22 protein-coding genes are annotated in these 26500 nt (G+C 45.3%); 11 read left to right on the top strand and 11 right to left on the bottom strand.

The features are described 5' to 3' along the window. Positions 1-21: 21 nt before the first annotated feature. A complete protein-coding gene (gene murB, locus BMX95_RS33965) occupies positions 22-1041 on the top strand; it encodes a UDP-N-acetylmuramate dehydrogenase (protein WP_081202451.1) in 1020 nt (339 codons plus the stop codon). A gap of 108 nt (positions 1042-1149) precedes the next feature. Beyond that, positions 1150-1323, top strand: a complete 174-nt coding sequence (locus BMX95_RS35220; protein ID WP_165759009.1) for a hypothetical protein — start codon at positions 1150-1152, stop codon at positions 1321-1323. 606 nt (positions 1324-1929) lie between these two features. On the opposite strand, the gene BMX95_RS33970 is transcribed toward BMX95_RS35220, so the two are convergent. The 5 genes from BMX95_RS33970 to BMX95_RS33985 form a co-directional block, all read right to left on the bottom strand. Further along, on the bottom strand, positions 1930-2304 hold the full coding sequence (locus BMX95_RS33970) for an NHL repeat-containing protein (protein WP_081202450.1): 375 nt from the start codon (positions 2302-2304) through the stop codon (positions 1930-1932). Then, the gene (locus BMX95_RS34765; protein ID WP_133053979.1) at positions 2277-2588 is read right to left on the bottom strand and encodes a hypothetical protein; all 312 of its coding nucleotides are present in this window, start codon (positions 2586-2588) and stop codon (positions 2277-2279) included. Before BMX95_RS34765 ends, BMX95_RS33970 begins: the two co-directional genes overlap by 28 nt. Before the next feature lie 97 nt (positions 2589-2685). Beyond that, positions 2686-4209, bottom strand: coding sequence for a sigma 54-interacting transcriptional regulator (locus BMX95_RS33975; protein ID WP_081202449.1), 1524 nt, complete (start codon positions 4207-4209; stop codon positions 2686-2688). A 33-nt stretch (positions 4210-4242) separates the two neighbouring features. Beyond that, positions 4243-5340, bottom strand: a complete 1098-nt coding sequence (locus BMX95_RS33980; protein WP_081202448.1) for a vWA domain-containing protein — start codon at positions 5338-5340, stop codon at positions 4243-4245. Between the two features lie 216 nt (positions 5341-5556). Continuing rightward, on the bottom strand, positions 5557-8970 hold the full coding sequence (locus BMX95_RS33985; RefSeq protein ID WP_081202447.1) for a glycosyltransferase family 117 protein: 3414 nt from the start codon (positions 8968-8970) through the stop codon (positions 5557-5559). 209 nt (positions 8971-9179) lie between these two features. On the opposite strand from BMX95_RS33985, the gene BMX95_RS33990 reads away from it, so the two are divergent. The 4 genes from BMX95_RS33990 (at position 9180) to BMX95_RS34005 (ending at position 12875) form a co-directional block, all read left to right on the top strand. Continuing rightward, on the top strand, positions 9180-10043 hold the full coding sequence (locus BMX95_RS33990) for an aldo/keto reductase (protein WP_081202446.1): 864 nt from the start codon (positions 9180-9182) through the stop codon (positions 10041-10043). A 25-nt stretch (positions 10044-10068) separates the two neighbouring features. After that, on the top strand, positions 10069-10986 hold the full coding sequence (locus BMX95_RS33995; protein WP_081202445.1) for a helix-turn-helix domain-containing protein: 918 nt from the start codon (positions 10069-10071) through the stop codon (positions 10984-10986). 112 nt (positions 10987-11098) lie between these two features. Next, entirely contained in the window at positions 11099-11917 is an 819-nt protein-coding gene (locus BMX95_RS34000; protein WP_081202444.1) for an SDR family NAD(P)-dependent oxidoreductase, read from the top strand. A gap of 73 nt (positions 11918-11990) precedes the next feature. Further along, positions 11991-12875 (top strand): helix-turn-helix domain-containing protein, encoded by an 885-nt coding sequence (locus tag BMX95_RS34005; RefSeq protein ID WP_081202443.1) that lies wholly within the window; start codon positions 11991-11993, stop codon positions 12873-12875. A 6-nt stretch (positions 12876-12881) separates the two neighbouring features. Here BMX95_RS34005 and BMX95_RS34010 read toward each other — a convergent pair whose 3' ends face one another. From BMX95_RS34010 to BMX95_RS34020, 3 genes are read right to left on the bottom strand one after another with little or no spacing between them, the layout of a single operon-like run. Beyond that, positions 12882-13901, bottom strand: coding sequence for a PorP/SprF family type IX secretion system membrane protein (locus BMX95_RS34010; RefSeq protein WP_081202442.1), 1020 nt, complete (start codon positions 13899-13901; stop codon positions 12882-12884). Positions 13902-13929: 28 nt separating this feature from the next. Then, positions 13930-17775, bottom strand: a complete 3846-nt coding sequence (locus BMX95_RS34015) for a Kelch repeat-containing protein (RefSeq protein WP_081202441.1) — start codon at positions 17773-17775, stop codon at positions 13930-13932. A gap of 42 nt (positions 17776-17817) precedes the next feature. Then, positions 17818-18156, bottom strand: coding sequence for a DUF4907 domain-containing protein (locus BMX95_RS34020; protein ID WP_081202440.1), 339 nt, complete (start codon positions 18154-18156; stop codon positions 17818-17820). Between the two features lie 261 nt (positions 18157-18417). On the opposite strand from BMX95_RS34020, the gene BMX95_RS34025 reads away from it, so the two are divergent. The 3 genes from BMX95_RS34025 (at position 18418) to BMX95_RS34035 (ending at position 21815) form a co-directional block, all read left to right on the top strand. Then, entirely contained in the window at positions 18418-19410 is a 993-nt protein-coding gene (locus tag BMX95_RS34025) for a GlxA family transcriptional regulator (protein ID WP_081202439.1), read from the top strand. Between the two features lie 93 nt (positions 19411-19503). Then, entirely contained in the window at positions 19504-21051 is a 1548-nt protein-coding gene (locus BMX95_RS34030; RefSeq protein ID WP_081202438.1) for a DHA2 family efflux MFS transporter permease subunit, read from the top strand. 311 nt (positions 21052-21362) lie between these two features. Further along, the gene (locus BMX95_RS34035) at positions 21363-21815 is read left to right on the top strand and encodes an SRPBCC family protein (protein WP_081202437.1); all 453 of its coding nucleotides are present in this window, start codon (positions 21363-21365) and stop codon (positions 21813-21815) included. Positions 21816-21868: 53 nt separating this feature from the next. Here the strand turns inward: BMX95_RS34035 and BMX95_RS34040 are convergent, their stop codons facing one another. The 3 genes from BMX95_RS34040 to BMX95_RS34050 are packed head-to-tail and all read right to left on the bottom strand — an operon-like array spanning position 21869 to position 24392. Then, positions 21869-22741 carry an alpha/beta hydrolase gene (locus tag BMX95_RS34040; protein ID WP_081202436.1) on the bottom strand — a complete coding sequence of 291 codons (873 nt, stop codon included), beginning with the start codon at positions 22739-22741 and terminating at the stop codon, positions 21869-21871. Between the two features lie 11 nt (positions 22742-22752). After that, a complete protein-coding gene (locus tag BMX95_RS34045; protein WP_081202435.1) occupies positions 22753-23463 on the bottom strand; it encodes a LytR/AlgR family response regulator transcription factor in 711 nt (236 codons plus the stop codon). Continuing rightward, complete coding sequence (locus BMX95_RS34050) at positions 23460-24392, bottom strand: sensor histidine kinase (RefSeq protein ID WP_165759008.1); 933 nt, start codon at positions 24390-24392, stop codon at positions 23460-23462. The genes BMX95_RS34045 and BMX95_RS34050 overlap by 4 nt, the downstream gene beginning before the upstream one ends. A 256-nt stretch (positions 24393-24648) precedes the next feature. Between BMX95_RS34050 and BMX95_RS34055 the strand changes: the two genes are divergently transcribed. Together BMX95_RS34055 and BMX95_RS34060 are read left to right on the top strand one after the other, a co-directional pair. Further along, complete coding sequence (locus tag BMX95_RS34055) at positions 24649-25494, top strand: N-acyl homoserine lactonase family protein (RefSeq protein ID WP_081202433.1); 846 nt, start codon at positions 24649-24651, stop codon at positions 25492-25494. Between the two features lie 743 nt (positions 25495-26237). Further along, on the top strand, positions 26238-26500 hold a 263-nt coding region (locus BMX95_RS34060; RefSeq protein ID WP_090519593.1), incomplete at its 3' end, for an ISAon1 family transposase N-terminal region protein.

The following is a 26500-nucleotide window of genomic DNA, read 5'->3' on the forward strand; positions in this document are numbered from 1 at the left end:
ATTTGTTATTTTGCCCTGCTGATGACGCAAATTCAACAAAATATTCCGCTTCGGCAATACAACACACTGGGTATTGACACAGTAGCCAGGTACTTTGCCGCCTTTTCTTCGGTTAATGAACTGAGTGAATTGATCGAAAATAATCCCAATACGGGAATCGCGCCCCTTATTTTAGGTGGCGGGAGTAATATTCTTTTTAAAAATCATATGAACGGATTGGTGCTAAAAAATGATATTCCGGGGTTGAATATCGTAAAGGAGGATGCCGATCATGTTTATGTAAAGGCCGGAGCAGGGGAGGTCTGGCATAAATTTGTACAATATTGCCTGCAGCAAAACTGGGCAGGTGTAGAAAATCTCTCCCTGATACCCGGTTGTGTAGGGGCCAGTCCCATGCAAAATATCGGCGCTTATGGTGTAGAGATCAAAGAAGTTTTTGAGGAGCTGGAAGCGTTTCATGTAAATGATAAAACGGTGCAGGTATTCAGGGCTGCCGATTGCGCCTTTGGTTACCGCGAAAGCGTGTTCAAGGGGAAATACCGCAATCAGTTTGTTATCCTCAATGTTACTTACCGCCTCAACAAAAAGCCTACATTCAATACCAGCTATGGTGCTATTGGGCAGGAACTGGAACGGATGGGGGTACAGGACTTAAGCATACAGGCTGTTTCACAAGCGGTGATCAACATCCGCACATCCAAACTGCCCGACCCCGCGAAGATTGGCAATGCCGGCAGTTTTTTTAAAAATCCTTCTGTGGATGCTGCTTTCTACGAGCAGTTAAAAAAAGCATATCCTCACCTGGTTGGGTATCCCAATGCCGATGGAACTGTTAAACTGGCTGCCGGCTGGTTAATTGAACAAAGTGGTTGGAAGGGCTATCGCCGCGGCGATGCCGGAGTACACGAAAAGCAGGCCCTCGTGCTGGTTAACTATGGCAATGCCACCGGTCAGGACATTTATGACTTGAGCGAGGACGTCATGAAAAGCGTGCATAGCAAATTTGGTGTGGAGCTGGAAAGGGAAGTGAATGTGGTGTAGCAGAATAGTTGTACGCAAATATTTTCGTTTGCTGGTTTAGTCCTTTGGGGTGATTTACTTGTTTATATATATGTGGACGTTAATTATTGCTAACTAATATTGCCATATATGTCTGACAAGAAAAAAGACTCCAAAGAAAAGCTAGGTGAAGCTAATGGGGAAATGACTATATCAACTACTATGAGGGATCTAAGCAATGATCCTGTTATTGTTAAAAAAGTAGAATCTGCTAGAAAAACAATCGAAAAATACGGGTTGCCTAAAGAGTTGCTCAACGATTAGGCTTAGTGAGAATGTATTAAAAAAGCATCTGCCTACTGGTGGATGCTTTTTTATTTTGCCTGTATGGATTAAAATATAAACTGCATCTACATGTATAAATAACCCAAATGAAATTCCTGTACCCTTGTTTGATTGTAGTATTCATTGGGTTGCATAGTAACGCTCAATCCGTAGAAGATTCCGCCCGCCAAATTGCTAACGACACTTCAGTTTCAATCTGGGAATATAAATCTTCTCCAAAAGTTTTTTACTTGGTTGGAAAAATTCTGGCAAAGCGAGATGTAGCAAAAGGTGTTTTCCTGATCCAGTCATACGGAAATCCCGACTGGGAAAAGCCATGTCTTGCATGCAGATATGAAAATTATGGATTCAAATTCGTGTATCATTGGGATATAATTTATGGTACGAAATCAGCGTTTATTGATGGTTATAATGAAGTTTCGGAAGCATACCTGAAAACAAAAATTGGTGCCAACGCTTTTGCCAGAATTGAAGTATTGCCTTTCCATTATTTTGACCCATCTGCCATTTTAAGAAAATTCTATTATTCAAAAAACAGGCAACGGTTTTATGACTTGGAGGAGTTGAATGATTCAAGAATATCTTTTAATTATAGTATTTTATCTTCCTTACCACATTATTATACCCTTCAAGCGTGTAAACAACGCCGTCTTTATCGATAGCCAACGCTGCCGGATAATTGAACCGGGCATTGGCTGCATTGCCATTTTTGTAACCCGGCGTACCATTACCGGCAATGGTTGTTACGGTGCCATCGGGCGTTATTTTACGAACGGCATGGTTCTCTGCATCGGCTACCCACACGTTGCCCGCATTGTCAACCTGCACTTCCACCACATTTAGAAATTGTGCTGCCGGTCCTTTTCCATCTTTAAAACCTGTTGTGCCTGATCCGGCCAGCACGGTTACATTTCCTTGCGGATCTATTTTTTCTATGACAGAACCTCTGTTAACTGCCACATATAAATTGCCTGTAGAATCGGCGGCAATGGGAAATATGGACGTTGTTTTGCTGAATGTAATCCCGGTAAGATCATCGCACCGCTGCCTGCCAGGGTTGACACTACCCAGCCTTTGTAGATAACGGAGTCGGCGTCTGGTCCCTTGGATGTATCAACGGGAGTTTTTGTGGTATCATTGGTTGATGGAGCTGGATCATTATCCTTTTTCTCGCAGGAAGGCCAGATATAGATGACCGATAGAAAGAGGCTCGTTTTTACAAAAATGCCGACATGCTTTTTCATAAGGGAAAGGGGAATAAGGAACCAAAACTAAGACAAATGAAAACGCCGTCCCGATTTTAATCGGGACGGCGTTATACTTTTAATATTAGATTAAATATTAATTAAAGTCATCATTGTCTTCTAACTCTTCATCGCTAAACGAAGTGGTATTGCCCAGCATAGAGCCCATCAGGTCTTTGAACTCAATACGGCTTTCCAGTATCTTTTTACTGATCATGGAAAAGGCAGCCAGTCCATGTAACACAAACTCCATCAACAACGCGGCGTCTTTTTCATTGGCCTGTTTGAAATACTTTTTCACCAGTGCATGCAGGCCGTCTACCTTATACAATTGCTGTATTTTGTCTTCGTCCTTTGTATGGAACATCAGGTTTAGTGAATTGCCTTTGTCGAACCAGGTTGAAATGGAACGATAAGGATTTTCTTCGGCGGCCTGTTGGTTGCGCTTTTTCTTAAGCGTTTCCGGATTGGGAAAGTACTGGATAAATTGCGAGCGAATGGCTTTATCGAGCAGGTTCATGGCTACCTGGTAAGGACCTTCCTGTTCGCCTTCATACACCAGTTCTATTTTACCGGTAATGGAAGGGATCAAACCGATCAGATCGCTGAGCCATACCTGTGTGTGGTTTTCTTTATTGATCAACGCACGGCGTTCGGCAGAGCTCACGGCATTTTCAAATGCGGAGATACTTAACCGGGCCGATACCCCGCTTTTTTTGTCAACCAGTTCGCTGGAGCGGGCTTCAAATGAGATCTGTTCTATCAGTCTTTTTACAAGGTCACTCATTTGTACCTTGGCCTGCTGCTCTTTTAAAATATCGGCTTCCTGTTCGGTAATGGTGAGCGCGGTGTCGATGGTTTTAGGATAGTGCGTCAGGATCTGGCTTTCAATCCGGTCTTTCAACGGCGTTACTATAGAGCCGCGATTGGTATAGTCTTCCGGATTGGCAGTGAATACAAATAAGATGTCTAACGGCATCCGCAGTTTGAACCCACGGATCTGTACATCACCTTCTTCCAGAATATTGAAGAGGGCTACCTGTATACGGGCTTGCAAATCGGGAATTTCGTTGATGACGAAGATGCCTCGGTTGCTGCGGGGAATAATACCATAGTGGATCACGCGTTCATCGGCAAAGCTTAATCGTAAATTAGCAGCTTTAATGGGGTCGATGTCGCCAATAAGATCGGCTACGCTTACATCGGGAGTAGCCAGTTTTTCACCATAGCGTTCGCTGCGGTGAACCCAGTGAATAGGCGTGTCGTCGCCATATTGTGCAATCAGGTCCTTGGCATGAATGGAGATGGGATTCAACGGATCATCGTTGATCTCAGTGCCCTCGATTACGGGGATGTATTCATCGAGTAATTCGATCATTTGCCGGGCCATACGCGTTTTTGCCTGTCCGCGTAAACCAAGGAACAGAATGTTATGACGTGACAACAATGCTCTTTCTACATCGGGAATAACGGTTTCTTCATAACCAATAATGCCGTTAAACGTGCTTTCGTGTTTTTGTAATTTACCTATAAGATTCTTTCTGATCTCATCCTTAACCGACTTTGGTTGATAGCCACTCTTTTTAAGTTCACCCAGGGTTTTTATTGTTGGTATGCTCATAGTAATAGTTCGTTTCGTAATCTGTCTGATATGTTAATATACCGTCTTTCTTTTTCCATTTTCAAAATCGCGGAATATAAAGGCGCCTAACCGGTCGAGCGAAGCGAAGAACGCTTTGCCACTGTTGGTTTCGGTGAATTCCTGTACAAACCGTTGTAAATACGGATCTGTAGCGATCATGAATGTGGTAATTGGCACTTTTAGTTTTTTGCATTGTGCGGCCAGGTTCAAACAACGGTTGGTGATCCGGCGGTCGAGCCCAAAGCTGTTTTTGTAATAGCGTTTGCCGATTTTTAAACAGGTGGGTTTCCCATCGGTGATCATAAAGATCTGTTTGTTGGGATTTTTGCGACGGCGCAAAATATCCATCGCCATTTCCAAACCGGCTACGGTGTTGGTATGGTATGGACCTACCTGTAAATAGGGAAGGTCTTTTATTTCAACTGGCCAGGCATCGTTGCCAAACACTACTATATCGAGTGTGTCTTTGGGATATTTAGTAGTGATCAGTTCGCTCAGTGCCATGGCTACTTTTTTAGCCGGCGTAATGCGGTCTTCGCCATACAGGATCATCGAATGCGAAATATCGATCATCAGTACAGTGGAAGTTTGTGATTTGAAATCTGTTTCGCGAATGGCGAGGTCATCTTCCTGCATATTAAAGCTCTCGATGCCGTGATTGATCTGCGCATTGCGAATGCTGGCGGTAAAATCGATCTGTTCCAGGGTATCGCCAAACTGAAAGGGCCGGGTTTCGGGATTGATCTCATCACCGCCGCCGGGTTTAAACGTATGGTGATCGCCGGTTTTGGTTTTCTTTAGTTTGCCGAATATTTCTTCCAGCGATTTTTTGCGAATGCCCTGTTCTGTTTTGGAGGTGATCTTGATCTCGCCGTTGATCTGGTTCTCCTGGATGTAACCTTTTTCTTTTAATTCATCAATAAAATCGCCCATGCCATACTCGTTGTTCGTAAGCTCATACTCTTTATCAAGCTGGTTCATCCAGTCCAGTGCTTCACTAACATCGCCATTGGTATAGGTAAGCAATTGCATAAAAACATCCAGCAATTGCTCAAACTTCGTTTTGCCTTCCCCACGGGGATCGAATTTGGTGAAATGGTGTCCTATCACTGCTAATAATGTTTTAAGGTACAATGAATTGATCTGCTGTCCTCGGTATCGCCAGGGCTTGATTAACCCAATTTAAGCATTATAATTCATTCATTGACGTATGTAATTTTTGTTAACACTACAACAAACTACGGCAGCAATTGTTGCATAGCCCTTTAAAACAGGCGTGCCACGGTTTCAAACCGTGGCACGCGTAATCTGTTTATTTTAACCTTCTTAAGGTTTTGCTGTATCCACGGCTTTTGGTGAATCTGCCGCTTTTAATTCAGTAGGAGCATTTTCAACGCCGCCTTTGCCGCTTCCGGCACCGGCACCACCGAATTGTTTTTCCCAGTCAGACATTTGCATCATCATTTGGTAGCTCGATACGATGTCTTGTGCAAACACTTCCTGTTTTTCTGACAACAATCCGCCTTTATTGTTCAAATAACCGGCGGCGTTCATGGCCAGGCTTTCGTTATTGCCACCTTCATCGCCTAATGAACGATAGTATTTCATTTGTTGTTCCAGGTCAGTTTTAACCGACTTGCTTACTTTTTTAGCCAGTTCCAGGTCACCACTGCGGTACGCTGCGTACAGGTACGTCATGGTAACGCGGTTGTGGAAATTGCCACGGTTGGAGGTCATACCATAAGGCAGGTTGCTTTCCAGCACCTGGCTGTCGTATCTGCGTAATTCCTTACGGGCTGAGTCCATTTTACCAGCATCAACCAATGCCATTCCCAGGAACGCATGCGCCTGACGAATGCTGTTCAGGTGACGACGGTTTTCCTCATCGAAATAAACGTTTGGTTTGACAGCATTGCCATATGCAAATTTCTCAGTGAGGTTTTTGTAGGAAACATCCAGTTCCACGTTGGTGCCTTCAACAGGTACCAGGCGGTAGGAGAGCCCTTCCATACGAACATATTTTTCCAGTCCCAGGTCTTCCAGCTCCTGTGTAGAAGTGAAGTAAATAGGACGTTTCCATTTATTGCCCGCAATAATGGCCAGTACAGCCAGGTCATTCTTTTGCAGGTAGCTGCGTTTGATGTCGAGTTTCAGTTCGCTTACCACGCTGTCGCCGGGATTCAGCGGCATGTTCTTTTTCACCCACTCCACATCAACCGGCACGCTCACTTTGCTCACTGGTATAATGTTGCCCAGGTCTTCATCGTTGAACTGAACAGTATTTTTAGGATCGTCGCTGGCGGTAACATTTTTCAGGATCTCGTACAGATCGTAGTATTTGTTCTGATCGTATCCAGTCAGCAATTGTGCGTTCACGCGGCTCAGGTAAGAAGGCGTGAATACCACGTTGCGTTTGTCTCCTTCAATTTGTTGCGGTGTAAAGATCACGTCGGTAGGCGCGCTTTCATTTACTTTATAACGCAGCTCATTGATGTACCAGTCGGTTCCCAACAGACTGTAGTTGATCACGCGCAGGTCTGGACGGATCTTTTCCACTTCCTGTGCATACCACAGCGGATACGTATCGTTATCACCAAAGGAGATCAGGATACCATCCTTGGTACAGCTTTCCAGGTAATCTTTACCAATGTCGCGGGCCAGTGTTTTCTTGCTACGGTCATGGTCATCCCATTCCTGCGAAGCCATCAACACCGGTACGGCCAGTAAGCAAAGACCTACTGCGGCATATTCTGCAGTAACACCACCTTTCAGGTATTTACCCAGTTGTTCTCTCACCCAAATAACACCTAAACCTATCCAAACTGCAAAAGCATAGAACGAACCTACATACGCGTAGTCACGTTCACGTGGCTGTTGGCCTGATTGGTTCAGGTAAACCACGATGGCCAACCCTGTAAAGAAGAACAACAGGAAGTTGATGAGCCAGTCGCGTTTGTTGCGGTTCAGGTGATAGATAAACCCTAATACACCTAATATAAATGGCAGGAAGAATAATTTGTTGTTGGCTTTGTTGGTAGAACCGGCTGTATCGGGCAGTTCATCTGGCGTACTGTGGCCAAATCTTTTGTCGATAAAGTTGATACCGCTGTTCCAGTTACCATCGCGGCGGTTGCCAAAGCCCTGGAGGTCGTTTTGTTTACCGGCAAAATTCCACATGAAATAACGCCAGTACATCCAGCGGAACTGGTAGTCGAGGAAGTAGCGGATGTTACTCAAAAATGAGGGTTGTCCGTCGCCACTTAAACCACCGAAAGTACGGTACACATACTCCTGGTTACGCTCATTGCCATTGTCCCACATGCGGGGGAAAATGTGCGGTCCGATCTTGTCAACATCCCAATCCGGGTGTTGTTGGGCCAAACCTTGTTTATCTTCTTCGCTTGGTGCAGCGCTGAAATCCTGTTTGCGGGTTTTACCGGCAGCCACGTATTTGTCTTTTCCGTCTTCGGTTCCTTTTACATACAGATCGCCGGTTGTAACAAATGGCGAGCGGTAAACAAAGTCAGGACCGTACAGAATGGGCCAGTCGCCATATTGTTCACGGCTCAGGTAGCCCACCAGGCTCACGGGGTTGTCAACATTGTACATATCTACCGACGGGTTGGCTGAAGAGCGCACCAGGGTAGTGAAGTAAGTTGAATAACCCAGTATGAGGAAGATGGTAGACCAAAGACCGATCTTTAAAAAGGAAATGATGTTTTGTTTTACATAATAACAAACACCAATCAGCACCCCTAATCCTACTAACAATAAAACAAAGGTTCCACCGCCATGGATGAAGGGGAAACAGAATAATAAGATGATAGCAGATAACCAGATGGCGAAAACAGTGAATTTTTGGATCTGCGCATCGGTAAACAACAGACCAAGCACCAGTAATGCAGCAAGCAGTACAAAGTAAGTACCGAATCCTACAAAGAATGGGGTACCCAGGCTGTTTACAAAGAACTGGTCAAAAAGACCGGCGCCTTTGATAGACCATTGAATAATAGCTACCTGTACCAAACCGGTGATCACACAACCCATAAAGAAGGCGGCCACGGTTCCCCAGGTAGTTACTTTATAGCGTTTGAAGTAATAAACCATTACGATGGCAGGGATGGTCAACAGGTTCAACAGGTGCACCCCAATTGACAATCCCATCAGATAAAATATTAATATCAGCCAACGGTCGGCACGGGAGAATTTATGACCGTCGAGTTTGTTTTCTGTGTCTACTTCGTGTTCCCATTTCAGGATGGCCCAGAAAACCGCGGCGGTGAACAGGGACGACAATGCGTACACCTCACCTTCAACGGCGCTGTACCAGAAAGAATCGGAGAACGTATAGGCCAGGGCGCCCACAGCACCGGCACCCATAATAGTGATCAATTGGTTTTTGGTTAAATCAACACCATCTTGTTTTATCAGTTTACGGGCAAAATGGGTGATGGTCCAAAACAGGAATAATATGGTGAAGCCACTGGCGATGGCATTCATGAAATTCACGCCGAGTGCGGCATTGGTAGGATTGTCGCCAAAAAGGATAATGAAAAAACGGCCCAGCAGGATAAAGAGCGGGGCTCCAGGGGGGTGTGGAACCTGAAGTTTATAGGCACTGCTGACAAATTCACCGCAGTCCCAGAAACTGCCGGTTGGTTCCATAGTGAGCACGTATACGCTACAAGCAATCAGGCACACGACCCAACCCACTATGTTGTTCACTCGGTTAAAATTCATAAAGTGTTGGTTTAAAGAATGGGCAAATATATGGTCTTAGTTTTAAGTTTCTAGCTCAAAGTTTTTGTTAACTATTAGATTTCTTGGGGGTTAGAGCCCATTTTTAGAAAATAATTGTGCAGGAACCGCGATTCGGAAACAAGGTCCCGCGATCCGGGAACGTGCACCCTGTTTTTCAGGCCGAATTTTGACTCCATAAATGATTGATTATGGAGAACAAGCAGATTAAAAGCACGTTTTTATTGGGCGGCGACCTGGAAGTGAACCGGATAGGTTTTGGCGCCATGCGTATTACCGGCCCCCAGGTTTGGGGAATGCCCGAAAACCCGCAAAATTCCATCGATGTCCTTCGCCGGGCGGTAGAACTAGGGGTAAACTTTATCGACACGGCCGATCAGTACGGTCCTTTTACCTCCGAACAACTGATCGCCGAAGCCCTGCATCCCTACCGGAAAAACCTGGTAATTGGAACAAAAGGCGGGTTGGTACGTTTTGGTCCCTGGTACGACTTTAATTATGACGCCAGTCCCCAGCATTTGCAGGACGCGCTCGAAGGCAGTTTACGCCGGTTGAAACTGGAACGCTTTGACCTGTATCAGCTACACCGTATCGACCCGGGAGTGCCCGCTGAGATCAGTTTTGCGTTTTTACAAAAAGCACAGCAGGCCGGCAAGATCAGGCACCTGGGCCTGTCGGAAGTCGGCGTAGAAGACATCAAACTGGCGCAGCAGTTCTTTAAGGTGGCTTCTGTACAGAATAAATACAGTGTCGATAGCCGGGAATGGGAACCGGTGCTGAAATATTGCGAACAACAGGGCATTGCCTTTATTCCCTGGTTCCCTATGGCTGGCGGCGATGTGCACGGTATTGATACCTTGCAACAGGTGGCCGACGGGTTAAAGGCAACGAAACACCAGGTGGCATTGAGCTGGTTATACCACCACTCGAATAACATCCTGCTTATTCCAGGGACTTCCAATGTAGCGCACCTCGAAGAAAATATGAAAACGGCATCCCTGTCGCTTTCGGCAGCTGATAAACAGAAACTGGATGAATTGTATCGCCCTGCTTAACGGCCATTAATTTTGGTAAATTTATATGTTGAAATATACGGCACCACATATCATTCAATCTATTTCTGAAATTCACCGGGTGCTTGGGTTGCCAAAACCCAGGCATCCGCTGGTGAGTTTTTTCCGGTTCGAACAAATGGGCCTGCGCGATGAAGAAACACTGAATTATTATTCCGCGCCTTATTATAGTATTGCCATCAAGAAGAATTTCAAGGGGAAGATGCGTTACGGCCAAAGCTTTTATGATTTTGATGAAGGCATGATGTCATTCATCGGACCCGGACAATTATTAGGTTCCGCTGTGGGCGTCATTCCGGCCAACGAAGGTTTTTGCCTGCTGTTCCATCCCGATTTTTTAAAAGGGTATCCGCTGGCTGCCACATTAAAAGACTATGGCTTTTTTTCTTATGATCTGAATGAAGCGTTACACTTATCCGAGGAAGAAGAAAAACTGGTAGAAGGTATTATGTTGCAGATAGAACGGGAATATGAAGCCACTATAGATACCCTGAGCCAGGATGTGATGATCACGCACATTACTTTGCTGCTTCAATACTGTCAGCGTTTTTACAACCGGCAGTTCATTACCCGCAAACCCGCCAATAACGACCTGCTGGCCCGGTTCGACCAGATTCTGGAAGAATATTTTGAAAGCGGATCAGCCATTTCGACTGGCCTGCCCAGTGTGCAGTACCTCGCCGGCAAACTCAACGTGTCGCCCGGTTACCTTGGTGATCTGCTGCGGGCCATTACCGGACAAAGTACCCAGGGCCATATCCAGAACAAAGTAATAGAAAAAACAAAGATCCTGCTGGCAACTACAAACCTCTCCATTGCAGAAGTTGCCTATACGCTCGGTTTTGAAAGACCACAATCCCTCAGCAAATTGTTCAGGAATAAAACCAACCAGTCGCCCACCGAATACCGGAGCAAAATGAATTGATTGGCCATTATTCCGGTGGATCTGTAAAAATGTATCAATGTTCCCTACATCTGTATAAATCGCCCTGCCTGCCTGTTTCTAGTTTTGCCTCAACAAATAAACGTTGATAACAATGGCAAAAACAATCTTTATTACCGGCGCCTCCCGTGGCTTTGGTAAATTATGGGCTGAAGCATTATTACAAAGAGGCGATAAAGTAATAGCAACCGCACGCGACATAAAGTCGCTGGATGACCTTGTAAAAAAATATGGTAATAATATTTTACCGCTGCAACTGGATGTAGTTGACCGCGCTGCGGGTTATGCCGCTATTCAAAAAGCAAAGGAACATTTTGGCAGCATCGATGTGTTGATCAATAACGCTGGTTATGGTTTGTTTGGCAGTGTGGAGGAAACCAGTGAACAAGATGCCCGCAGCATAATGGAAACCAACTTCTTTGGTTTACTGTGGCTTACCCAGGCTGTATTGCCCATTATGCGTGCGCAGGGGCATGGCCATATTATTCAGGTATCTAGTGTTGTCGGATTGATTGGTATTCCTGTGCTCGGCGTATACAATGCTTCGAAATTTGCCGTAGAAGGGGTGAGCGAAACACTGGCCACCGAAGTAAAGGGCTTCGGTATTAATATTACCCTGGTTGAACCGAATTCTTATTCAACCGACTGGGGAGGTTCTTCCGCATCACATGCAGCTGCTATGCCTGAATATGAAGGAGTAAAGACCGCATTTTATGCTGCACTTTCCGATGACATGTTCGGGATTCCTGAGGCAACAACCCCTGCCATGTTGAAATTGATAGACAGTAACAATCCGCCTTTGCGTTTATTCCTTGGTAAATATAGTTACCCACTGGTTAAACAAAACTACGAAAGCCGTATGGCCGAATGGGACACCTGGAAGGAAGTGGCTGACAAAGCCCATGGAAAGTAACTTAATTTTATAGACTTGTAACATCGCAATCTACGCTGTACTTTCGGCGTAGATTTGTGTAATTGTATCAATCATGGAGCATTTTAAAAAACTGGCCGATATACATCATTTCAATGCATTCCCGCCGCCGGAAAGTCCGCTGTTCAGCATTTACAGGTGTGAAAGGACCTGTGGGTTGGGCGACAGGGAATTCACTTCTGATTTTTACATGATCGGATTCAAGAAATTGAGGGCCGGTACCATCCTGTATGGCCGCACCAAGTACGATTCCGATTGCGGCAGCATGATCTTTATAAAACCCCGCCAGGTAATTGAATTCAAAAGTGTGGAGTATGACGACAACGCATTTATCATCTTCATTCATGAAGATTTTCTGAACGGGCACTTCCTGCACAGTGAGATCAATAAATATGGTTTCTTTGATTATGAAGCCAATGAGGCGCTGCACCTGTCACCAACTGAAGAAAAGACCATGTGGGACCTGTATGGTAAAATAGAAACGGAATACTTCAATAATACCGATGAGTACAGCCGGGATATTATTCTCACACACATCGACTCCATTCTGAAATATTCGCAGCGGTTTTATAAACGGCAATTCATCAGCCGCAAAGAGTTGTCGGGCAAAACAGTTTCTAAGTTCAACGATGTATTGGGCGCCTATTTTAAAAACGGGCTCGAGGAAGGATTGCCTTCTGTAAACGTACTGGCGGCACAACTCAACTTATCACCCCGTTACCTGAGTGACCTGCTGAAAAAGGAAACCGGCAAAACCGCCATCGAACTGATCCATATCTATTTGATCAACGAAGCCAAGAACCGGCTCAAAACCGATGATCAAAGTGTTTCAGAAATAGCCTATGCCTTAGGTTTTGAAAACCTGCCTTATTTTTCAAGACTGTTCAAAAAGGAAACGGGTATCAGCCCGAATCAATATAAAAAGGGGTTGATAAATTGACTTCCCTTACCAATTCACTCTCGGGTTAACCCGTTCATCAAATTTAAAGATCTGAAAAGCCAGCATCAATTCGTGTGAGCCATTGCTGAACTGTTTCAGGGGTGATAACGTATAGTCGTATGCGTACGATACGTTGAAATTACGGGCTACGTGCAAACCAACCATACCCGAGATGGCATCCTGGTAACGATAGGAGGCACCTACCCAAAAAGTATTTGCGATCATACATTTGGCGTTGAAGTCCCAGCCGGCAGGGTTTGAAAAATCGCTGCGTAACAAACCTGAGATCAATAACTGGGTGTTGTCGTATTCATTCAGCATAATATTATAACCGCCGCTGAGTATATACTGTCTTTTGTAAGTAGACAAGGAGTTTTGTGTATTGATAAATGTAGACTGTATAAGCTGTTGTGCAGAGACGCCTGCGAAAAAACGGCCTGAATACAACATAATACCCATGTTCAGATCGGGCGACCATTTGGTGCCGAAATCCTGTAACACCGCCGGGTCAAGCGCCTGATCGGGATAGATGTTTTTCGACGGATCATATCGCAATTGCTGAAACCCGGCCGACAAACCCGCCGAAAGCGCTATCTCATCGGTCAGCGGTAAGTGCCAGGCGTATGAGAGATCTAAACAGTTGGAAACATAGGGGCCTATTATGTCCTGGTAGGCCACCATGCCAATACCATGATGGCGTTCAACGGGCAGTAGTTTAAAAAATGTTTCCCGGTCGTCTTCTTCGGGCAACGATTGGGGTGGGGCCTGTTCAACAGAATACCCCAATGGCAGGTTGGCGGTAACCCAGGTGGTAACCGGAGCACCCTGAATGCCGTTCCATTGGCGGCGATGGCCAATGCGGATGTCGGCATAATTCTCCAGACCTGTCATGGCCGGGTTGGATAAAAAGTAGTTCAGTACATACTGGGTGGTTTGCGGCCGGCTTTGTGCACCGGCAGACAGGCAGCCAGTGATCATCAGCCCCAATACAGCTGCTGTTTTTATATGGTTGTTTATGCGAAACATATGTGAAGGTTTAGGTGAGTAGTGGTTATTATTTTAACAGGTTGATCCAGCCATTGACGGGTTGACTGCCATCTTTCAGATCGAGCACATAGTAATACACGCCGGCCGGCAGTTCATGGCCGCCGCTGGTGCCATCCCATTTAAGACCCGGTCCTTTTGCCTCGAAAACTTTATTGCCGTTGCGGTTAAAGATCTGCACCATGGCGTTAGGGAATTGGATTAGCTCTTTTACCGTCCAGTAATCATTGATGCCATCATGATTGGGCGAGAACGTATTGGGCACCTGGGTTAGATCGATCAACTGTACGTTGATCTGAAAATCTTTCTCACAGCCCTGTGCAGTAGTAACAGCTACTTTATACAAACCCGATTGGGTTACTTTGGCTACCGCGGAATGATCGCCCGTGCTCCAGGCATATGTGCCATTGTTTACAGCAGGCGCCGTTAATTGAAAGTAATGGGTATTGCCTGCCATCATCGGACCTGCGGAAGAAATAGCGCCCGAAGGGTAGGGGTTCACTGCTACTGCAATGGCATCGCTCACCGGAGACGTACAACCGTTGTTGTCTGTAATGCGAACCGAATAATTGCCGCTTTTGTTTACCGTAATATTGGCTGCATGGCTGCCGGTTGACCATTGGTACGCAGTAGTGGCAGCAGTTGAAAGTGTAACACTGTTGCCATCACAGAAAGACAGCGGTCCGCTGGCGGTAATAACAGGTTGCGCAGGGATCGGGTTCACTGTTACTATGGCGGCATCGCTTACAGGCGATTGACAGCCATTGGCATCTGCTACCTGTACCGTATACGTGCCTGCCTGCGTAATTAAAATTTGTTTGTTGGCACTACCATTCGACCAGGTATAAGTAGCGGCCGAAGGACTGCTTAAGGTAACTGCACCGCCCTGACAAAAAGTGGTGGTGCCGCTGGCTGCAATAACCGGCTTGGCTGGTAATGAATTTACCGTAACCACCACTGCATCACTGAGCGGCGATGTACAACCATTGCCATCCGTTACTTTCACGGTGAAAGCGCCTGATGCGGTAACCGGCAAACTTTGGCCCGTATTACCATTTGACCAGGCATTGCCTGCCAGGGCTGAGCTGGTTAAGATGACAGAGCCACCATTACAGAATGTAGTAGTGCTTCCCGGTGTAATAACCGGTTTTGCCGGTAAAGGATTTACGGTAAGCAGGGCGGCTGTGCTGGTTTCAGTTCCACAGGTACCCGTAACCACGCATTGAAACAGACCAGTGCCCAGTCCGTTTACATTGGCAACGCCCAATGCATTGGTGGTGGTACCGCTGTACAAACTGCCGTCATTGATATCGCCGCCATTGTACTGCCATTTGTAAGTTATGTTGGTGCCGGTAGCGCTTACGGAGAACCCGGTAGCTGCGGCATCGCAGATGGTTATGGGTTGAGGCGGTGTGCCGATCACTGTTTTGGGTTGAACGGTAACATGTACCGGGCCGGTTGAGGCCGAACACCCATTATCGTTACTCACCTGCACGCTGTAATCGCCGGTTTGCGTGATCTTTTTATAGCGGGTTGTCTCTCCGGTCGCCCACAGGTAATTATAAGGCATTTCATATTGCCATACATCTACATTGCCGCCGGTGTTTTGTGCACCGGTTGAAATGTAGGCATGGTGGCCAATTACCATGGCAACGGTGCCGTAGCGGCCGCGGGGAATATCGGCTATGCGTGCCCAGGTGAGGGTAGCCGGATCCAGTTGCCACATGTCGGTTTTGATAGGACCATTATTTCCTGTGCCCACATAAGCCTTATGGCCATCAGTAAAACCGATGCCGCCGCCACGTGGTCCACCGGGAAAATCAGGCAGGATGGTCCAGGTATCGGAACCTGGGTCGTATTGTAAACAATCCGCCGATTGAGGAGCGGCAGGATTACTGCGGGTAGAGTTGCCGGTGATAAGATACCCTTTGCCATTCAATGCAAAGGCTGGTGCATAGCTCATGCCGAACGGCATATCATTTTTGCGTGTCCAGGTATCTTTCACCAGATCGTATTCCCATACTTCAGCTACCGTAGTGCTGCCATTCAATCCACCGGCAATGATCAGTTTGTCATTTAAAAGAAAGCCCTGCACCCTGTTTGTTACGTTAATGGGACCGGTTGACTTTTTTACCCATGAATTGTAGGTAGGGTCGTACATATACATGGTTTTGTCTGTGCTGCCCAGGATCCATCCCTTGCCATTCCATGTAATGGCAGGGGCAACGCCTATTGCCTGTAGCATATTGGCCTGTTGCGCCCAGGTATCGGTTACAGGGTCATATTTCCAAACCTGATTGGGGGCCGCACTGCCTCCACAAAAATAACCGGTAGAACCAACCGTAAAGCCGGAAGCGTATACTGTAGACCCTCCCGGAAAGTCGCCTTTCTGTGTCCATATATCACCACCTGCAAATAAGGTATCAGGCGTACCCTCGCAAAAAGTGGTACCTGCTGCTGAAACCCTGATAGGCGTTGTGGTAAAATTGGCTGCGGTAACCGTAAGCGGCGCAGTGCTGAGTGTGCAACCTTCTATATCACTTATAGTGGCGCTGTAATTACCAGGTGAATTTACGGTGAAAGATAATTGGGTTGACCCATCTGGCCATTGAACGGTATTAGTGGGATGGTATTCCCAGATCTGTCTGTTGCCAACCGAGCCAAAACATACAATGCCCTTATCGTGAAAGCCAAAAGCTGCGGGGCCCCATTGAGCTGGCCCGGTGTAATTAGATTTCTTGGCCCAGACACCGTTATAAAACTCCCATAGCTCTGCAGTAGAGCCAATAACGTTGGCAAAGCCACATACTATGTAAGCATGCTCCTGAATGGTAAAAGCCGCAGCGGTACGCCGGCCCTGGCCTGGCAGATTAGCCTCTGCGAACCATGTGTTTAGAACAGGATCATATTGCCAGCAGTCGTTGGCGTTATTGGCGCCGCCTAGTAACCAGCCGGTAGCTACATAACCTTTATTGTTGAGGCTAAATGCAACTGGCTCCCTTCGTCCAGTGCCTGGAAAGTCAGCAATAGGGGCCCAGGTATCGGTTGCCGGATCATACGACCAAAAAGTAAGCGGATAAGTACCTGACTTTGCCCCTAAGCCTACATACCCTTTATTACCAACCGAAAAACCTGCCGCCGCAGTGGTAGCACCACCGGGATAACCGGCTTTGGCCGTCCAGGTATTTGCAAAGGGGTCATATTCCCACCAATCACCAAAAGTGGTAGTACCGTTGTTGCCCAGGCCTACATACCCTTTATTGTTAATAACCATACTGGTCGCAAATACGCGTCCGCCAGTACCGGGAACATCTGCCTTTTGTGTCCAGGTTGAGGTGGCTTCATCGTATTCCCAGAAATCTGAACGAAAAGTACCGCTATTGGTTCCTCCTCCAATATATCCCTTTGAACCAATCGCAAAACTTACACCTTCGGTACGACCGCCTACGGCTATGTCAAAATCCCGTTTTCGCACCCAGATATTCCCCGTGTCGGCATACAGCGTAAGGCTTTGTCCCGAACACAACACCGGCGTATCGGCCGGGATCACCGGTGGCAATAACGCTTTTTCTTTTATCACTACCGGATCTGAAGTCAGGTTACAGGCGCCGCCGTCAGTAACAGTGACAGTGTACGTACCCGCACCCACTATTATGGAAGCAGTGTTCACGTTGCCGTTTGACCAGGTATAGGTTAACGCGGGGTCCATTTTAATGTACAGGGTGGTTGTTCCGCCCGGGCAAACCGTGGCGGCTTTGCTGATCACAACAGGTTTTATGCATTGCGCAGTTGCCTGTTGCAAAAACAACATCCATGTAATGAATAGCGTAAACAGGAAAGAGTAAAACTTTTTCATGTGGTTATGGGGAATGTTGATGTTAGTTGGGCTTAAGACATGTTACAGTACATGCAATTGTTTCAGTTCTTCCGTTGAAACGGTTGGCGGAAAAATGTTTTGTTGCAATTTGCTCACTACCAGTCCGGCTACTTTGGTGGCAGCGGCTGCAGTGGTAAAACCTGTATTACCGGTTTGACCGGGAACGGTTTCCTGGTGGATCATTTTTTTAGGACCCGAGTAGATATCATAACCAAAACTGTTGTTGGCCTGTTTAAAAACCTGGTAATGGTATTTTTTGGCCACAGGAGTACTGTCGGCAGGTGGTTTTGGAAGGATATTGCTGGCCGATACGGCACTAAAGAAACCAGTGCATACAAACAGGGTAACCAATTTTTTCATGGGGGTAAATTGATAAATGTAAAGTACTGATCAACAGCAATAATAGGTTGCTACAAAATCCGATGCAAGATAGTCTGCGAAATGATATATGTAAATGAAAAGTATGTGAATTGCGGGTAGCTGTATGCAAATGGGAACAATTTGTATGTAAAAAATCTGGTATTTGATTAACGTTGAAACATTTGTCGGCCATAGAGCGATGGCCTAAAATGTATGAATTATGTCCTTTAAGACAAGGCAAACAGTTACTAGCTTTGTATTATGGCAAGGAAACAGGTTGTAATTGTAACCATCAGCAGTAATATGCTCGTTGTGATTGCCGGGCCTACCGATGTTTTTTTCATCGCCAACAAGATCCTTGAAAGCCGCGGCATCACCGATGGCTATGAGGTGGTGGTAGCAGCTGCTACGGCCGATAAAAAAATTGATACGGGCACGGGGATGAGCATCGTTTGCCAGCAGGCGGTAATGGACATAAATACCCCTATCGATACCCTTATCATTGGTGGATATGACGCCCGCGATTCCAGTCAGCCCGCATTGAAAGATTTTTACGACTGGTTAGCTACGCGGGATGAGAGAAATACCCGGCGGATCGCTTCGGTCTGCAGCGGCGCCTTTGCCCTGGCAAAAGCCGGCATTTTAGACGGACGAAAAGCAACCACCCATTGGTTCTACGCCGATAAACTAAAGCAGGAATATCCGGAAGTACAGGTGAACGGCGATCCTATGTATACGCAGGATGGGCATGTGTATTCTTCAGCAGGCGGTTCCTCGGGGATTGACCTGGCCCTGGCAATGGTTGAACAGGATTTTGGGAAGGATATAGCGGGCAGTGTAGCCAAACGCATGGTCTTTTATTTGAACCGGCCCGGGTTCCAGGCACAATTTGGCAATTTGTTACCGACTTACGATTCCCAACACATTGCGCAAAAAACACAGACCTGGCTCACCGAACATTTACACGAAAAACTGGATGTAAACCAGGTGGCGGAACAGATGAATATGAGCACCCGGAACTTTACCCGCGTGTTTACCAAACAGACCGGTATGCCGCCGGCAAAATTTATAGAAAAACTAAGGGTAGAAGCGGCGCGCAAATACCTGGAAGACACTGATATTTCCATTGAACGAATTGCTGACTTATGTGGTTTGGGCGGACTGGTCTCTATGCGACGAACATTCTTACGCCACCTCATGACCACACCTTCTGATTACAGGCGTTCGTTCAGAACTTCCCTGAAAGAAGCTTAATACTTTATTGAACCTGTTTTGAACCTGGCCTTTGCGGGTATCGGGAGGTTATTGCTATAACTAAAAATATACCAACTGGTATAAAGCAGACATATGACACCACTAAGAAAAAACCTGCTGATCGTAACTGTGCTGCTGGCGGCAGTAATGGAACTGATAGATGCTACGATTGTAAACGTGGCCCTGTCGCATATGAGTGGCAACCTGGGCGCCACCCTCGAGGACACTTCCTGGGTAGTTACATCGTATTCCATTGCCAATGTAATCATCATTCCCATTACCAGTTTTTTAACGGCTAAGTTTGGCCGGCGAAACTATTACATCACCTCGATCCTCATTTTTACGATCTGCTCCATCATGTGCGGCTCGGCAACTGATATCTGGACGCTGGTCTTTTTCCGTTTCGTACAGGGATTGGGGGGAGGTGCATTGCTTTCCGTATCACAGGCAGTGATCTTTGAACAATTTCCCAGGGAGAAACAGGCAACAGCCGGCGCCATCTTTGGCATAGGCGTTTTTATTGGTCCCACCATTGGCCCTACACTGGGTGGTTATATTGTAGACCATTATTCCTGGCCCTGGATCTTTTTTGTAAACGTACCGGTTGGGATCCTGGCTATCATTTCCTGTTATAAATTGCTTACAGAGCCGGCTATAAAACCAGTAGTGAAAAAGATCGACTGGACGGGCATTTTATTGCTGGCCGTAGGTATTGGAACTTTACAAACAGTGCTGGAACGGGGTGAAACAGAAGACTGGTTTGCCACTGCATACATTGCGTGGTTTACAGTGATTGCAGTAGTGTCACTGACCGCCTTTGTTATCTGGGAATTGAAAATATCCAATCCTGTGGTAGACCTGGGTGTGTTGCGCAGTAAAACATTAAGCATTGCGGCAGTACTGACCTTTATTACGGGTGTTGGGTTGTACAGCTCTATTTTTATAACACCGGTTATAGCGCAGCGGTTATTAGGTTTTACACCCTTACAAACCGGATTGATGATGCTTCCTGGTGCCCTGTTAGCGGTATTGGCGTTGGTGTTTTCGGGGAAGATCATGCAGCGGGGCCTTTCACCCGTATTTATTGTGGCTGCCGGTTATATCTCGTTTATATACTTTAACTGGCATATGGCCCATATGAGCCTCGATGCTTCGGAAGGATACATTAGTACCACACTGATCTTCCGGTCGGTGGGTATGGCATTTTTGGCGGTACCGCTTACCACGCTGGCTGTGTCATCGTTACAGCCAAAAGATATACCTCAGGGCGCAGCGCTCAATAATATGATGCGACAGCTGGGTGGCTCTTTTGGGATTGCTGTCATTAACACGTACTATACCCGGCGCACAGCCGTTCACCGGACTGACCTGGTTTCCAATATCACCATTGAAAACCCGGAGGTAACGGAGCGTATTAATAACGCAGTACATTATTTTCAGTCGAAAGGGGCTGGTTTTTTTGAAGCAAAAGCCCAGGCAATCGGGCTGCTCAATGCACAGGTGGTAAAACAAACGTCCATGCTTAGTTATCTTGATGCGTTCTTTTTCCTCGGTGGACTTTTCGTTATTACCATGCCCCTGTTGTTGTTTGTTCGCACTAAAAAAAGGGCCATGGCAAATGTGGTGATCTCTGATCATTAATAGGAGTACCATTATTCGAAAAGAGAATCCTTCAATGTAAGAGACATGAAGTAGGAGGTAGGAGGTAGGAGGTAGGAGGTAAGAGGTAGGAGGTAAGAGGTAGGAGATACGAAGCTCGCGAGTTTCTTACTTCTTACTTCTTACCTCAGCATGTCAAAACACAAAGAGAAAGTATATCTAAATAACTGACCTCTGTTTGCAATAATTTCCTTTTGGGGCAATCCGTGTCGCAAATAACCCTCATTTTGTCCTGATCGCCCTCCATGCAAGTCCTGTTTTCGGTGCATCTTTGTGAGAACAAAACAAATTTTATGTCAAACAATTCAGTTTCGTTGCACAGAATGATCAAGACATCACCGGAAAAGGTATACCGCGCATTTACCGAAGCCCTGGCAATCGCCTCGTGGTTACCTCCTTATGGATTTCTTTGTTCCGTACAAGAGATGAATGTAAAAACCGGCGGCACTTTCAAAATGTCATTCACCAATTTTACAACCGGAAATGGTCATTCGTTTGGTGGTACTTACGTAGAAGTTAAACCGAATGAGTTTTTGAAATACACCGATAAATTTGACGATCCTAATCTGCCAGGTGAAATGATCACTTCGGTTTGGATTAAGAAAACCATTGCAGGTACCGAATTAAAGGTTGAACAGACAGGCATTCCGCCTCAGATCCCCGCTGAAATGTGTTACCTGGGCTGGCAGGATTCGCTGGATAAACTGATCAAACTGGTAGAACCCAATATCCCGGACGGTATGTAAGATAATAACGGGGCTGTAAGTAAAAATTCTTATTGCCCTTTTTTTCTTTTCTGCTAATCTATGTTCATGAAGTTTACTACTTTTTTCAATACTTCATCATTCCGCATGATCCGGTAATGCCCTTCCCCTTTGATACAGAAAGATTGTATAGCGGTCGATTGATTCAGGAAGTTTACAATTTGCTCTTTTTTGACAACTCCGTCGTTCTCATCATAGATCACCAGGATATTTTTGGCATTTATTTTATCGATATGTTTGAAAAGATCAAGCTGCAGCAGGTCGAACTGCAGTCTTTTTACGACGAGTTGGTGTACTTTGGGCATCACCTTATTGGGAATGCCAAATTGCTGAAATGTTTGCTGGAAGAATTCAGGAGCACTTACCGCGGCGCTAATCATTACCAGCCGGGGTACCTGTAATTTTTTGTGCACTAAAGCCAGCGCAGCGCTTAAACCGCCAAGGGAGTGGCCAATTATTGCATGTACAGGGCCAATGCGTGCCAGTAACTGTTCAAGCGTATGCATCCACTGTACAATGTTTGTTTCTTTACCTGCTGACGCACCATGGGCTGGCGCATCCCAGCTTATTACTTCATAACCGGCATTTACCAGTGTTGTTATCATTTGTTTAAAATCAAACGGGCTTCCTCCCCATCCGTGCAGTAACAGCACCTTTTTGTCTGACTGCCCCCACCTGTAGATCTGTACAGTGATAGCCCGTTCATCAAAAGGATAACGGCTAAAGGTCATTTGCGTTGAGGCTGCGAGCCTTCCAACGGCCAACTGTGATTCCCGCAGCTTTCGTTTTGGCGGGCGGCTGTACATGGAAAGGAACAGACGGGCGGTCACACCCGGTAAAGCCAAACCCAATTTCGATAATAGGAATGCTGATACCCGAAGGGACATAGGCAATACGAATTGCTCCATAAAAATTGAATTTATTTTTTTATGAGTCGCTGGTCAATAAGCGTCATCAGTTTTTCTTTATAGTTCTTGCTTACAGGGAGACTGTATTGCTGCAGCGTGACTTCATTGCCGGTAAAAGACTGGATCTTATCAATGGCAACAATATAAGACTTTTGTATACGCAGGAACTTGCCTACCGGCAACTGTTCTTCCAGTGTGCGAAGGGTGGTGAGTGTCATGAATTTTGCCCGCGTAGTATGAATGGTGCTGTAGTTTTGCGTCGCTTCAATAAATAATATTTCCTGGTAAAGGATCTTCTCATAACCGTTGTTGGCGCGGATAAAAAAATAATCAGGGGCGCCATCCTGAGTTGCTGTTTGTTTGATACTCATGAGTTCCCGGGCCCTGTTCACAGATACTAAGAAACGCTCGGGTGTAATGGGTTTTACCAGATAATCGAGTACATTCAGTTCAAATCCTTCCAGCGCAAAATCAGAATAGGCGGTGGTGATGATCACCAGCGGTTTTACCGTAAGTGTCTTTAAAAAATCAATGCCTCTTATTTTGGGCATTTGTATGTCCAGGAAGATAAGGTCAATCTGTTCTTTTGCGAGTATGGCATTCGCTTCCATGGCACTCCTGCATGTTGCCACCAGCTGCAAAAAGCCTGCTTCTGCTACCAAAAGCTCCATGCCATCTCTGGCAAGGGGCTCATCGTCTACTATAATGCAACGTATATTCATGCTATTTGTATACTTAAAAGTACCTCATATTTACTACCTGTATTGGTAATGCGTAATTGATGCCGGCCATGGTACAAAAGCTCCAGCCTGCGTTTTACATTTTCCAGTCCTATGCCACTGTAGGTTTTGTCTTCCATGCCGGTGATCGTATCATCAACCGTATTTGCTACGTGGAGTTTAAACAGGGGAGGGCTAAAAGTAAGAGTAATGTCTATCTGGTTGTCTTTATCGGTAAAGGTGGATACGTGTTTAAATGCATTTTCAACAAATGGAATGAGGATCAGGGGTACAATTGAAAACCTGTTTACCTGTTCGTCTACCTGGTAATACGTGGTTACCATATTGCCTTTGCGCAATTTTTCCATTTCTATATAGTTGTTCAGGTAAGCCACTTCTTTTTCGACTGGTATTTCTTCAGTTTTGCATTCATATAACTGGTAACGCAGCATGTCGGCAAATCGCGCCAGGGTGCCGGATGCTGCCTGAGGGTCTTTTCGGATCAGGATGTAAATGCTGTTAATGGCATTGAATAAAAAATGTGGGTTCAGTTGCGAACGTAAAAATCGCAATTCATTTTCCGTGCGCATTTTTTCATTCAGTTGCGTTTTACGATCGGTCTGGATCTTGTTTTTTATGGATTTGACAGCAATTAACAGACACAGGGTATAAAAATTAGCCAGTGTATTATACAAGAGCATACTGCGTGTGCCGGGGGCCTGTTCATTAAAGATGTACTGGAGTGCCGGCATCAGGCAAAAAGTAGTAAGGGATGTCGCTGCTATAAAAACAACCAACAGTGATCCGGCAAATGCTATATAACGTCTCGTCATTAAAAAACGGGGTATCAGCCAGTATAAACAGCTATAGAAGGTGCTTGCCTCTGCAACAAAGTAAGTGGCGGTAACCATTAAACCCCACAAAAAAGGCATATCAAAACTGTACATACAGTAACCCGTCCAAAAAAGAAAATAAACGAGCCAGAATGATATATGACTAATAATCCGCCGCACCCCTCCGGTTATCATAAATAGGTTAATTTTCGGATGTAAAGTTATGGACACCACTGTGGAGCGGCAACTCGTATTGATGAAACTGGCCTGGCAGTTGATGAAAACCTCCTATTTATCAATAACAGTCCATAAAACCCGGTAAAAGATTATCTTCAATCCACTAATTTATATATTAATGAAAAACGTTATTCTGATTGTCCTTATCACTTTATTTACTTCAAATGGGGTATGGTCGCAAACGAAACAATACGAAGTGTATGCTTTGAAATTTGCATCATCTGCGCACCCTTGGCCAATAGCTGACTGGGTTGACAAAGGGCCTAAGAATGACAGTGTGCAGATCGATTTCATGATCTGGTTAATAAAAGGAAACGGCAGGAATATATTAGTTGATGTAGGGTTTTTAAACGATATACCCAATGCAAAAGAATTTGCCATTGTAAACTATGTACGGCCCGATTCAACCTTGCAAAAATTGGGATTAAAACCAGCTGACATAACTGATGTCATCTTAAGTCATCCACATTGGGACCACATAGATGGGCTTGATCTGTTCCCCAATGCGCAGGTATGGATGCAGCAGGATGATTTTTACTATTATGTTGGGGCTGCCTGGCAAAAAGGCGGCTCTGCTGGCGGATTTAATAAAAGAGATGTAAGAAAATTGATCGATAGAAATCTGGCAGGTAAATTAACGCTGGTTAATGGCGATAGCCAGGAAATAATTCCCGGGATAAAAGTATTTACCGGTTCAAGACACACATTCAATTCTCAGTATGTATTGGTTGAAACGGGTACTAATAAAGTAATTTTGGCTTCCGATAATATCTGGGTATATTACAGTTTGGAACATATGCAACCGGCAGCAGCAGGTGGTACGTATGACCCCGCAGGATATGTAAATGCCATGCAAAGAATGAAAACGTTGGTGACTAATCCTAGGTATATTATTCCCGGTCATGATGGGAAAGTATTTTCAAATTTTCCGGTTGTAAAGGAAGGGGTGGTGAAGATTGATTGAGCTATAAGTCTATTATGATGGGTAATATTTTATTTTGGCCATTCTTTGATCAATTGATGGAGATAATTGGTAAATGTATTGCCTCTGCCGAAAAGCGAAAACCATCTCCGATCTTAAGAAAGCCTGCTTATTTAGGCGGTAAGCCGTCTTAAAATGTGAGGTTGCCTTCTTAGTTCAGGTTGAGATGCCAATATTCTAACTGACAGGTCCAATAAATCAGTTTGCAGCTCCAATAATTGAGTTCAATGCCTCCCGCGTCCATTTTTTGGCGACTTGTTTCAATTATTTCACAGAATAAATGAGTTTATGTGGCAATATGCTGTTTTATAGTTACAATAAAATGGTTGAAGGCCTCAATAAATCAGCTGATAGCCCTCATAAATCGCATGACAGCCTCCATAAATCGCATGATAGCCTCCATAAATCCATTGCATGATCCCTTGTTTTTATTGTAAGCTCGCCCGATCCAATTGTCGTTTGTACTTAACTGATTGTAACTCCTACATAACTTATTTTGATTAAGAAATAACTCATTGTAACTATCGCATAACTTATTATGAAGGTTACTTTGCCTAATGTGTCATTCAATGAGGCAAAGACGTGACTTCAAAAGTTCATTGCATGATTCAATAGGCTGAAGTTGTCAAATAATAAGCTGAAGGGCAAATTGAGGATCAGATTGAAAAGTTGGGGGAATTAGGAGAAAGTCGTTGTTTTGCAGCCAATAAAACGGACGAGAAACATTGGAAAAGGATCAGGAAAAAGAATTACTAGGCTATTTTTTACCAGCAGGGACACTTGAGTATTTTGATATAACCCATTTTGTAAAAGATAAAGTAGGATTAGTCTTATTTTTAGAAGAAAAGAACATTGCTCCGGCCGAATATGCAGGCCAAACGCTTCACTCCAAAGGATTTTACCCCGAAGTTCGAGTACAGGATTTTCCGATTCGTGAAAACAAAGTAGAACTGAGTATAAAGCGCCGCCGCTGGGAAGTTCAGTCTAC

It is taken from the genome of Niastella yeongjuensis, assembly GCF_900110245.1.
GTDB classification, from domain to species: Bacteria; Bacteroidota; Bacteroidia; order Chitinophagales; family Chitinophagaceae; genus Niastella; species Niastella yeongjuensis.